Here is an 11745-nt window from a genome sequence, read left to right as displayed (position 1 = left end):
TTTTGTTCAGGCCGCAGCCATACCGCGCAGGACGTAAGGCAGGATGCCGCCATGGCGATAGTAATCTGCCTCGTCCACCGTATCGATGCGACACAGGAGGGGAACGTTTTCCTGTGTGCCATCGCGACGGGTGATGGTCATAACCAACGTTTTGCGAGGAGTCAGATCACTGATGCCCGCAATATTGATGGTTTCAGTCCCATCCAGATTCAGTGTCTTACGCGTCGTTCCAGGTTCGAACGTGAGTGGCAGAACGCCCATTCCCACAAGATTTGAACGGTGAATGCGCTCAAAGCTCTCGGCGATGACGGCTTTGACACCAAGGAGACGCGTGCCTTTCGCGGCCCAGTCGCGGGACGAGCCCATTCCGTATTCCTTGCCGCCAAACACGACAAGCGGTGTTCCTTCGTCAGCGTAGCGCGTGGCCGCATCATAGATGGACATGAGTGTCCCATCCGGCTGATGACGTGTCATGCCACCTTCGGTACCCGGCGCCATCTCATTGCGGATACGGATATTGGCGAAGGTGCCGCGGACCATCACGCGGTCATTGCCGCGGCGTGACCCATAGGAGTTGAAGTCTTTAACCGCGACCTGATGTTCCTGAAGGTATTCGCCTGCAGGAGAGGACGTTGCGATGGAGCCGGCAGGCGAGATGTGATCGGTGGTGATGTTGTCACCAAGCAGCGCCAGAACGCGTGCGCCTGATATGTCACTCGTTGTCTGTGGGTCAGCTGTCAGGCCGGAAAAATATGGTGGATCCTGCACATATGTGGAGCCAGGCTGCCATTTGAATGTGGCTGAATCACTGGCTGTTCCAAGCGCCTGCCATTCCGGCGTGCCTTCCGTAATACGACCATACCGTTCAACGAATGCATCCCGGGTAACCGCGGACCCAACCAGTTCTGCAACATCATGGTTGGAGGGCCAGAGATCCTTCAGATAGACGGCCTTGCCGTCCGGCGTGTGGCCCAGAACGGCTGTCGTAATGTCCTGACGCATCGTCCCGAGCAGCGCGTAAGCAACCACGAGTGGCGGGCTTGCAAGGTAGTTTGCGCGAACGTTGGGTGAAATACGGCCTTCAAAGTTCCGATTGCCGGACAGGACAGATGTCGCCACGAGGTTATGTCCCTCAATGGCATCAACTATCGGCTGGGCCAACGGGCCTGAGTTTCCGATGCAGGTCGTGCAGCCATACCCAACGGTTTCGAAGCCCAACGCATCCAGATCTGCTGTCAGGCCTGCACGATCCAGATAATCGGTCACGACCTGTGACCCAGGCGCGAGCGAGGTCTTGACCCATGGCTTGGGCTTCAGGCCGAGTGCACGTGCCTTACGGGCAACCAGTCCTGCGGCAATCAGAACGGCCGGATTGGACGTGTTGGTGCAGGACGTGATGGCTGCAATGACGACCGAGCCATGCTCCAGCGCGTAATCCGTTCCAGCGACCGGAGCGGTGACGATGGTATTTTCCGGTTTGACGCCGAGCGTCTCCGTTAGGGCCTTCTCGAAAGCCTCGGAGGCAGAGCGGAGTTCAACGCGATCCTGTGGGCGCTTCGGGCCTGCAAGAGACGGCGTGACGGTGCTGAGATCCAGCGAAAGCGTGGAGGAGAAGACTGGCTCTGGCGTAGAGGCATCACGGAACATGCCCTGCGCCCGTAGATAGGCCTCGACAAGCGCAATACGGTGTTCGTCACGGCCGGTCTGGCGCAGATAATCCAGTGCCAGCGCATCAACAGGGAAGAAGCCGCAGGTTGCGCCGTATTCCGGAGCCATGTTGGCAATGGTGGCGCGGTCTGCAACCGGCAGATGGTCCAGTGCGGGGCCATAGAACTCGACGAATTTGCCGACAACGCCTTTGGCGCGCAGCATCTGCGTGATGGTCAGGACGAGGTCTGTAGCTGTGGTGCCTTCGGGGAGCTTGCCATCCAAACGAAAACCGACGACATCCGGAATGAGCATGGAAATTGGCTGGCCGAGCATCGCGGCTTCGGCTTCAATACCACCAACGCCCCAGCCCAGAACACCTAGTCCATTGACCATGGTGGTGTGGGAATCCGTGCCATACAGCGTGTCCGGATAGGCATAGGTCACGCCATCAATCGTGCTGGTCCAGACGACCTGAGACAGATATTCCAGATTGACCTGATGGCAGATGCCCGCACCCGGCGGCACAACGCGGAACTGGTCGAATGCCTGCTGGCCCCAGCGGAGAAACGCATAACGTTCGCCATTCCGCTCGAATTCCAGAGAAACGTTCTGCTGAAGGGCGTCTGCACGGCCTGCCACGTCGACCATGACGGAATGGTCGATCACAAGATCAACTGGCACAAGCGGATTGACCTTCCGCGGGTCTCCGTTGAGCGCCAGAATGCCATCGCGCATGGCGGCCAGATCGACGACAGCTGGAACGCCTGTGAAATCCTGCATCAGAATGCGGGATGGCTTGAACGGCACTTCCTGCGTTGAACCCGCGTATTGCAGCCAGTCTGCGATGGCCTGTGCATCTTCAGTTTTGTAGCTCGTGCCGTCCGTGAAACGCAGGACGTTTTCGAGCAGAACCTTGAGGCTGACGGGAAGGCGCGAAATGTCCCCGATTTTCTCCGCTGCGACGGGTAGAGAGAAATAGCGATAGGTCTGTCCGTCAACGGACAGGTCGCGCTGGCTGCCCAGAAGATCGCGTCCAACCTGTTTCATGATGTGTGTTCCCTGCTGGTCGTGTCGTCTGGTTTAGTGAATGGCGCGCAGGAGGGCCTGCGTGACGTCTTCTGTTGTGGCCGTGCCGCCGAGATCGCGGGTGCGGATATTGTCTGTCGTCAGGATCTGCTTCATGCCGGCATCAAGACGGGCGGACAGGTCCTGACGTCCCACATGGGCCAGCATCATGCTGGCTGCCATCATCAGTGCGAGCGGATTAGCAATGCCCTGACCTGCAATGTCGGGTGCCGATCCATGAACGGCTTCAAAAACAGCCATTTTCTCGCCAATATTCGCGCCTGGTGCCATACCCAGTCCACCGACAAGCCCCGCAGCCAGATCAGACAGGATATCGCCAAAAAGATTGGTCGTGACGAGAACGTCGTAATTTTCCGGCTTGATGACAAGTTCCATCGCGCAGGCATCGACAATGCGCTCCTCAAGTTCCACGCGACCTTCATATTCTGCGGCTACGCGGCGGCCTTCATGCAGAAAGATGCCGCTCAGGATCTTGAGGATATTGGCCTTGTGAACCAGCGTAACCTTCTTGCGGCCGTTCTTCACAGCGTACTCGAATGCAAACCTTACGATCCGGTTACATTCCGCTCTCGTGTTGAACCCGGCACCGTATGCCACAGCTTCCGGATCGTCCCCAACGCGCATGTAGTGTTCCATAGCGGCGTAGAGGCCCTCAACGTTTTCCCGGATCACGACCAGATCGACGTTCTCATAACGACCGCCTGGCACGATGGTCTGCGTCGGACGAACATTCGCATACAGATCGAACTGCTGACGAAGTGTCACATTGATAGAGCGGAAGCCTTTGCCAACAGGTGTTGTCAACGGGCCTTTCAACACCAGGCCCGTACGGGCGATGCTTTCCAGCGTCGCATCAGGCAGGGCGCTTCCCAGGCTCTCCAGAGCGCCCATGCCTGCGCTCTGATGGTCCCAGACAAAAGGCGCTCCCAGAGCATCAAGTACTGTCGTCACAGACGCCATGATTTCTGGTCCGATACCATCACCGGCGAGAAGGGTAGCGGGGATCTTGTCGGTCATGGGGGCGTCCTGTCTGTCCGTATGTGAGAAGGCGTGCGGACTTTAGAGAGGAAAACTGTTAGATCCAATATTTCCATACAGGTTTCATCATACCTTAAAGGTATCGCATGGTTGAGCTCCGTCATTTCCGCGCCGTTGTTGCCATCGCGGAGGAAGGCACCCTGACACGAGCCGCAGAACGGCTGGGGATTCAGCAGCCTCCTCTGACGCGGATGTTGCGCTCCTGTGAAGAAACCATGGGCGTTCAACTTTTTGAGCGTCATGCCAAAGGGATGCGCCTGACGGCTGCCGGACGCAGCATGCTCAAAGGGGCTTATGACATTCTCGACCGTGTAGACGAGACGGTTGAAGATGTCCGTCGTGTCGTGCGGGGCGAGAGCGGAGAGCTATCGGTCGGCTTCACCAACTCAGCAATGTGCCACCCCAGTTTACCAGCTGTTTTGGGGTATTTTCGCGAAAGCTGGCCGGATGTCACGCTTGGCCTGGCAGAGGGGAATTCCAGTCAGTTGCTCGGCGCCTTGCGAGACGATCTGGTGGATGTCGCGTTTGTCCGTGCGTCCATCCCGGATGTTTCGGACGTTATGGTGGAGTTGATTCTGGAAGAGCCCATGGTTGTGGCTGTGCCCAAGGCCCATCCCCTTGCGGACAATCCTCCACCAGAGGGGCTCAGACTGGCTGATCTGGAGAATGAAGACTTCATTCTTTATCAAAGCCAGTACAACAACGGTCTGTACAAGACGATCGTGGATGCCTGCCTCGGGGCAGGTTTTATGCCCAATATCCGCCAGAAAGGGCCGCAGCTCATGGCGGCCCTCAGTCTTGTCGCCGGGGGGTTGGGGATTTCGGTCGTTCCTCATTCCATGCAGCAGCACCATGCGGGGCAGATCACCTATATTCCGCTTTCGTCCCGCACGGCACTGACCGCGCCGGTTTATCTTGTGTTCAGGTCTGTCCGTATGACGGGCGCCAAACTGTACTTCATCCATCAGGCTCGGCAGATGCGCACGCGCCAATTCGGGACAGGAAAGGCGGTTTCCTAGCCGAGCGCCTGTGTCTCGCGGATCAGGGAGTGAATAAACGCCAGCTTTTCCCGCACCCCTGACGTCAGCACGAAGGGATAAAAGTCTGAGAGGCCCATGGAGCGGTTAAGGCTGTTGACTGCTGATGTCAGGGGGACCCAGGCCTCCATGATTTCGTCAAATGTGGACGTCAGATACGGATCGTTTCCGGGGCCGTTGGTTGAGAGGGGTGATGCATCCGGCAGAACGGGGTGAATGGTCACGCCATAGACCCATGCGGTCTCCAGAGTGGAAACGATATGGAGGTAATGGGCCCATGTTTCTGCAAAATCTTCCCAAGGATGGGACGTCGCATACATGCTGACATGCCGTTCCCGCCAGTCTTCCGGTGGTGGGTTGTTGTAATGATTTTGCAGGGCCTCCTGATAGTCCTGCTGGTCATCGCCGAACACTGCGCGGCAACTCTCCAGGCGCCCTGCATCCCGAACCAGAACATTCCAGTAATAGTGTCCGATTTCGTGCCGGAAATGGCCGAGAAGCGTGCGGTAATACTCGCCCATCTCCACCCGCATGCGCTCGCGCTCGGCGTCATCCGCTTCACGGATGGCTAAAGTAATCAGACCGTTGTTATGGCCGGTCATAATGGGGGCAGAGCCGTCTGCGGCATCATCCAAAAAATCAAATTCCAAGCCGTTATGAGGGTCTTCCCAACGGCTTCGGATTGGAAGCTTGAGGCGAAGCAGTGTGTAAAACAGTCGGTGTTTGGCGACTTCTATCTTCCGCCAGCGTTCGAGATTTTTTGGATTGTCGAGATTGGGAATTGTCCGGTTGAAGCGGCAGGCAAAGCAGATGGCGGCCCTGCCGGATCTGTCTGGTGTCGTCAGCCAATTGCAGGCGTCATAGGCATGGTTCGCACAGTAGACGAGTTCTGCATGTTGGACCTGCTCTTCCACGGGGTGCCAGCGGCCCGTTCCGGTCGGTTCCAGCGCAGTCAGCGTTGCCAAACCGGGGAGATAGCCCACGGGATGATGGCAGGATTCACACGCAATATTTTCGAAATACAGAGCTTGCTGGCAGCACTGACATGAGAAAAGCTTCACTGTTTCGGCACCTTATTGCAGCTCTTGCGAAGCATGATGTCAGGTATTGGTCTCTCTGTGCAAATGTTGTGCTTCCATCAAGACATCAAACCGCGCCTGACAGTGATCCAGAAGCCCTGAAACAGGGGCAGCCTCTTCCGGTGTCGCCGAAACGGCGAGGGGAATATGGTTCTGGGCTGTGACCAGACCCGAAGTCGTGTCGAATCCGAACCATCCTGATTCCGGTACCCAGATTTCAGCCCAGGCATGCAAGTCACAGGTCAATGTCTGGCTGCCTGTATCCAATGGCTTTGGCTGAATCAGGTATCCAGAGACAAACCGAGCTGCGAAGCCCAACCTGCGCGCGAAAGCAACCATTAACCATGCACTATCCCGGCATGAGCCCGTCAGGCGGGAAAGGGTCTCAGCTGGAGCCCAGGTGCCGGGCTCCATGCGCGTCTTATAGTGCAGAGATTGTGCCAGTCTGCGATTGAGCCAGATCAGGCGAGCCAGATCTGTTTCTCCCGCTGAAAGGAATTGACCGTCAAGAAAGCCGTCCAGCAGGTCTGGCTCAGACGTAGCCACTCTGTAGGCGGGATTGTCGGGTGTTTGTGAAAGCGGCTGACCACCCTTCTGAAAGGGGTCATACGGCGTGATATCCACAGTCATACGGACTTCGATATCGAAGTGAGAGACCTGCTCGGCAAAGATGGCTTCGGCAACCGTATTTTCGTGTGCGTCCAACCGCCACGCGATCTGACCTTCGCCAGGACCGACGTTCAGGGCATAGGTCAGGACGGGGCTGCGTGCGTTAACGGGCGGCCGCAGCCGGATGGTCTGAGGGCCCAGGAAGACGGGACGGTCATAGCGATAGGACGTGTGGTGGCGAAGCGTCACGAGCGTGTTCATTGTGGCAGATTTCCGCGATCCACTCTCATGACCTGATGTTCCCTGCTCCCCTGGTGTCCCGTTAGCTCGGGATTATCCTTCCTTTATCGTAACAGGAAGAACGGCAACGGCAACTCTCTTGATATATTCTGGGAAAAACAAAACTGCTCGCTGCTTTTATTGCTTGGCAAACAGAAGGGAGTTGATAGGTTAATAAATAATCGTAATGATCCGGCCGGGTATGGTTCATACAGCTGTCGGGTAAGGAAACGGGGCAAACAGATGAGGTCCAACGTCTTGCAATCCCAGGTCCAGGAAGCCGGCATTTTCTCCGCTTATCTCAAGCCCGCGTTTTTCTGTGAACTGATGAACCGGGGAGAGGCGTTACCTGAGGCCCTGCAACTGGTTCAGGAAAGGCTGTCCCAGTTCGACATCAAGGAACTCCGCCACCGTACATCCAACGCGGAAACCCAGTTGTACCGTCTCGGTATCACCTTCACGGTTTACTCTGACCGGGAGGCCATTGACCGGGTTTTACCTTTTGATGTGATCCCCCGCGTTCTGACAGCCGACGAATGGGCGTTTATCGAAAAAGGCGTGCAGCAGCGCGTCAAGGCGATCAATCTTTTCCTTTGGGACATCTATCATGATCGCAAGATCCTGCAGGACGGTATCATTCCCGCGGATCTGGTTCTGAAAAATGCCAATTACTGTCAGGCTATGGTCGGCGTGGATGTCCCGGGTGGCGTGTATGTCCATATTAATGGAACGGATTTGATCCGCGATCGCAGCGGGCAGTTCCTTGTTCTGGAAGACAACGCCAGAACCCCGTCAGGTGTGTCATACGTCATTGAAAACCGACACATGATGCTGCGATTGATGCCGGATCTGGCATCAGGCATGCCTCTTCGTTCGGTAGAGGATTATGGGCTGCGTCTGCATCGGGCGCTTTGCGATGTCGCTCCGGAAGGCGTAACCAACCCGCAGGTCGTTCTTTTGTCTCCCGGGATCTATAATTCAGCGTATTTCGAGCATGTCTTTCTGGCACGCGAGATGGGTGTGCCTCTTGTTGAGGGGCGCGATCTCCTCGTTGAAAACAATCATGTTTACATGCGAACTGTCGCTGGGCTCCGACCTGTGCATTCGATCTACAGACGCATTGATGACGCTTTCCTGGACCCGCTGGCTTTCAATCCGGAAAGTCTTCTGGGCGTTCCCGGACTGGTGGAAGCTTACCGTCAAGGCAACGTGACGATTGCCAACGCACTCGGGACCGGCGTTGCGGATGACAAGGCCGTCTACGCGTATATGCCACGGATTATCCGGTACTATCTGGAAGAAGAACCCATTCTGGGAAGCGTTGAAACGCACATCTGCGCTGAGCCAGAAGGGCTGGCCTTTACTTTGGCTAATCTGGAGAAGCTTGTCGTCAAACCTGTCGGGGAGTCCGGAGGCTATGGGCTTCTGATAGGGCCACACGCAACGGAAAGCGAACTCGAGGACTTCAGGCGCCGACTGACGGAGAACCCTTCCAATTATATCAGCCAGCCCGTGATCGATCTTTCAGTGACGCCAACCCTGTGTGACGCAGGCGTTGAGGCGCGGCATGTTGACCTACGTCCCTTCGCATTAACCGGAAAAACGACATGGGTGCTTCCGGGGGGCTTATCGCGTGTGGCTCTCCGTAAAGGATCTCTGGTTGTTAATTCCTCCCAGGGCGGAGGATCGAAGGATACATGGGTGATGTCCGTATGACACAGCTTTCCCCAACGGCATCAGGCATGCTTCCCGGCCTGAATACCCTTCTGTCCCGGTATGCCGAAAGCATGATGTGGCTGGCGCGCTACATGGAGCGGATTGAAAATCTGGCACGTCTGATTGAGGTGACCGAGGCGTTCGTACGAGGCCCGGACGGACGGACGTCCTGGGACACAATCGTTCAGATCAATTCAGACGAAGAGCGGTTCAGTGCTCTTTATCCAGCGGCTACCGAGCAGGATTATCTACAGTTTTACATTACGGATGTTGCAAATTCGAGTTCCATCAAGGCGATGGCCAACTCTGTTCGTGAAAATGCCCGCTCGGTTCGTCCATTGATTTCCACAGAAATGTGGATGCAGTTGAACGTCTTCACCCGTTGGGTCCTTGATCTTCAGGCGTCTGATATCCGCAGGACTGGCCTTTCTGCGTTGTGTAATCGCATCAAGCAGGACTGCCAGACCCATACAGGCGTAACAGAAGGCACGTTATACCGCGATCAGGCATGGCTCTTTTACCTTCTGGGACGGCATATGGAGCGGAGTGACCAGATCACCCGTCTCATAGATACGCGATACCACACGCTGCTTCCCCAGGAAGAAGTCGGCTCTGAAATCGATACGACACAGTGGGCATCTGTTCTGCGATCTGCGGCTGCATATCACGCATTTCGACGCTTGCAGCCGGTCACGACAACGCCAGCAAATGTGGTCGGATTTCTACTGAAGAACGAAGGGTTTCCTCGGTCTCTCGCCTTGAATTTACGGCAGACGGATAGCGTTCTGGGCGCATTGTCCACGCACTACAATCTGCGCAAGCAATGCTATGCCGTGCAGGAACGTCTGGCGGACCTACGCGCGAGCCTCGAAGATCAAACAGCAGAAGAGATCATTATTCGTGGGCTGCATGAATATATGCACTGGATTCAGGGGCAGATAGAAACAATCCAGACGGAACTGGTGACTGCTTACTGGCCCCCAGCAGCTACGCAGCACGTGTCGGATGCCAGTGTCGCGCAATAAAACAGGAAGGGGCTGATCGCTCAAATAGGGGAAGAAGTGGAAATCCTTCCTCTCGGGCATTGAGGATAAATATGAATTACTTATTGAGATCCATATTATGGATGAAGAAATCCACAACTTCTGAAACCAGTTTCTTCGAATCTTGCCGCCAGTAGACTCCCACGTTTAGCGTAATATCGGATAGATCTTCAACGTTTTTATTATCTTCAAATTTATATTTTACTGATTTTAAATAGGATATCGTAGACATTCCTATAGTATCAGGATTATCTATCAAGCTGGATGCACCAATGATTGAGTTTAGTTCAATCAGGTTTTTCGGTGTTTTTAATCCATTATACTCGAGAATAGAGTCGAATCTATCGCGCATAGCGGTTCCACGAATGGGTAGAACCCATACTTTCGATTGAAAGCTATCCCAGTTTCTAACTATCTCTTTCATTGGATAGGCACGATCTTTATCGATAATAACACATTTATCTTGGATGAGATATTTATAGTTAATCCTATCATCTATTATGTCATTATAAGCACTGGCAAATATTATATCTGTCCTTCCCTTCAAAAGAGAGGAAAATAGGTGCTCTCGTGACCCATAGTTTACTGTAAAATTTACATTTTTAGATGAAACTATAGACAAGACACATTTCATCATCTCTGAAATAATAGAGTTTGACTGGAATGATATATTTACATAGTTTTTTCGTTATAGATATTATCTATATCAATAATCATCCTATCTATTTCTTTTTCAATTAAAATGCTAGATTCTACAACACGTTTCGCAATCTCATTGGGTATAAGGCCATGTATAGTTCTTGAAAAAAGTGTTTTTCCAATAATTTTTTCAAATTCTATGCATGTTTTGGATATTGCGGCGGGTGTTAAAGACATCACTTCGGATGTTTTTTTAAGTTTTGTATTTTATAAATATGTTTTATTACGTTTAAATGACGAATTTTAATGTTGGATTTTCTATTCATTTAAATTCTTCCCACGAATTTTAAGAATTATTGAATGTTTACCGTGTGCTATCGAGTGGATTTCTTTGTTTTTCTGGGCTCATTCTTCGTTGCAATAAGAAATATTCATCTCTTTTTCTGGGGCGCTTTCTTATTTCGTGGACGAAGATCAATAGCATTTCTTAAAAGTGTGGATATCAACTTTTTTTGACATACAAAAGATTATCTATTTTTTCGGATTTTTAACTAATTTTACCGATTGAAAAAAATGTAAAATTAAAACGGATAAATATAATATTCCGAAAATATCATATATGTTTTAATAATTATAATTTATTTAATGTACACTTATTTATGTATTATAATTTTTATTAGAAATATATCCGATTTTAAAATTTACAATTAATTAAATTAAAAATAAAACTATTCCGTAAACTTAGTTTTTCTTGGTTTTTATTTTTCAGAAGAATGATGCATTCGAAAAACCTTTGATGAGTACCCTTACTTTTTTAACTCAGGGTCACTCGCAGTGGGGGGAAGGACCGGACAAGCCATGTCCAGTGCGGCTCGCAGATTTTCCCAGCTTGTGAATGATGTCGGTCAGAGCACTGATTTCGAGAGCAATCTTTTCAAGCACGCTGGAAACCCACTGATGGTCTTCCATTCTTGCCAGAAGTGCTCGGCGTTCATGATTTTGTAGCAGGACTTCAGAGCCTGAATCTCACTGTCGTAGGTCTGGACAATGGACTGGAACAGGTCCTGCTGAACAGGATGCAGCCAGAGCCTCCTGAAAGGTCTCAACCGCCTTGTTGAGCGAGGATGTTTCTTCCGATGGAGACATGGCCAGACTGATGCACTCGAAAAGCTGAGAGGTCAGTCCATACATGGCACAGGCACGGGTTCTGGCAAGATTTCTGTCGAGGGTCTCCAGGGAGTGCCAGATTTCCCGTTTCCCCAGAGCGGGCCGAAAGCGAACGGGAATCCCGCGTCTGAAATGGAAACCGGATTGCAGACGAATTAGCACAACAGGGCTCGTTTTGTAGAAGCCCTGTGTAGAAGAATGGGGGCTCCGGGTTGCTGAAAACCCTAAAAGCCGTTTATTTTCAATAACTTATATGTGGTGCGAGCTGCGGGACCCGAACCTAGTGTTGCGGGACGCGTCCCGCAGTCAAACCCTTGAAAATACGTCGAAAACGCCGACGCCAGTCTTTCCGTGATCAAATCTGAACCTATTCTCTGGCAAACATTCTGGTAAGGCAAGCCT

Annotated in this window: 9 protein-coding genes; 3 read left to right on the top strand and 6 right to left on the bottom strand. The window is 52.7% G+C overall.

Annotated elements, in window-relative coordinates:
• Positions 1-6: 6 nt before the first annotated feature.
• A complete protein-coding gene (gene acnA / locus HK24_RS03875) occupies positions 7-2697 on the bottom strand; it encodes an aconitate hydratase AcnA (protein WP_086633392.1) in 2691 nt (896 codons plus the stop codon).
• 33 nt (positions 2698-2730) lie between these two features.
• Positions 2731-3753 carry an isocitrate/isopropylmalate dehydrogenase family protein gene (locus tag HK24_RS03870; RefSeq protein ID WP_086633391.1) on the bottom strand — a complete coding sequence of 341 codons (1023 nt, stop codon included), beginning with the start codon at positions 3751-3753 and terminating at the stop codon, positions 2731-2733.
• A gap of 107 nt (positions 3754-3860) precedes the next feature.
• Between HK24_RS03870 and HK24_RS03865 the strand changes: the two genes are divergently transcribed.
• Entirely contained in the window at positions 3861-4793 is a 933-nt protein-coding gene (locus HK24_RS03865; protein ID WP_086633390.1) for a LysR family transcriptional regulator, read from the top strand.
• Here the strand turns inward: HK24_RS03865 and HK24_RS03860 are convergent.
• Positions 4790-5872, bottom strand: a complete 1083-nt coding sequence (locus HK24_RS03860; protein WP_086633389.1) for a putative zinc-binding metallopeptidase — start codon at positions 5870-5872, stop codon at positions 4790-4792. The two genes, HK24_RS03865 and HK24_RS03860, sit on opposite strands and share 4 nt — an antisense overlap.
• A gap of 39 nt (positions 5873-5911) precedes the next feature.
• Positions 5912-6760, bottom strand: a complete 849-nt coding sequence (locus HK24_RS03855; RefSeq protein WP_086633388.1) for a transglutaminase family protein — start codon at positions 6758-6760, stop codon at positions 5912-5914.
• Between the two features lie 261 nt (positions 6761-7021).
• Between HK24_RS03855 and HK24_RS03850 the strand changes: the two genes are divergently transcribed.
• Together HK24_RS03850 and HK24_RS03845 are read left to right on the top strand one after the other, a co-directional pair.
• Positions 7022-8494, top strand: a complete 1473-nt coding sequence (locus HK24_RS03850; protein WP_086633387.1) for a circularly permuted type 2 ATP-grasp protein — start codon at positions 7022-7024, stop codon at positions 8492-8494.
• 26 nt (positions 8495-8520) lie between these two features.
• Positions 8521-9519 (top strand): alpha-E domain-containing protein, encoded by a 999-nt coding sequence (locus tag HK24_RS03845; RefSeq protein ID WP_086633579.1) that lies wholly within the window; start codon positions 8521-8523, stop codon positions 9517-9519.
• Between the two features lie 76 nt (positions 9520-9595).
• Here the strand turns inward: HK24_RS03845 and HK24_RS03840 are convergent, their stop codons facing one another.
• Positions 9596-10159, bottom strand: coding sequence for a hypothetical protein (locus HK24_RS03840; RefSeq protein ID WP_143412289.1), 564 nt, complete (start codon positions 10157-10159; stop codon positions 9596-9598).
• A 1043-nt stretch (positions 10160-11202) separates the two neighbouring features.
• Positions 11203-11505 (bottom strand): DUF6538 domain-containing protein, encoded by a 303-nt coding sequence (locus HK24_RS14025; RefSeq protein ID WP_086633385.1) that lies wholly within the window; start codon positions 11503-11505, stop codon positions 11203-11205.
• Positions 11506-11745 lie beyond the last annotated feature (240 nt).

Origin of the sequence: Gluconobacter sp. DsW_058 (assembly GCF_002153615.1) — a bacterium.
In the GTDB taxonomy this organism is placed as follows: domain Bacteria; phylum Pseudomonadota; class Alphaproteobacteria; order Acetobacterales; family Acetobacteraceae; genus Gluconobacter; species Gluconobacter cerinus.
Note: the sequence above shows the minus strand (reverse complement) of the source record. Positions and strands in the feature narration are given on the sequence as shown.

Excerpts from the sequence above, each read along its gene's own strand:
- HK24_RS03870 (WP_086633391.1), bottom strand. The coding sequence starts at position 3,753 with ATGACCGACAAGATCCCCGCTACCCTTCTCGCCGGTGATGGTATCGGA.
- HK24_RS03850 (WP_086633387.1), top strand. The coding sequence starts at position 7,022 with ATGAGGTCCAACGTCTTGCAATCCCAGGTCCAGGAAGCCGGCATTTTC.
- HK24_RS03855 (WP_086633388.1), bottom strand. The coding sequence starts at position 6,760 with ATGAACACGCTCGTGACGCTTCGCCACCACACGTCCTATCGCTATGAC.
- HK24_RS03845 (WP_086633579.1), top strand. The coding sequence starts at position 8,521 with ATGCTTCCCGGCCTGAATACCCTTCTGTCCCGGTATGCCGAAAGCATG.
- HK24_RS03865 (WP_086633390.1), top strand. The coding sequence starts at position 3,861 with ATGGTTGAGCTCCGTCATTTCCGCGCCGTTGTTGCCATCGCGGAGGAA.
- acnA (WP_086633392.1), bottom strand. The coding sequence starts at position 2,697 with ATGAAACAGGTTGGACGCGATCTTCTGGGCAGCCAGCGCGACCTGTCC.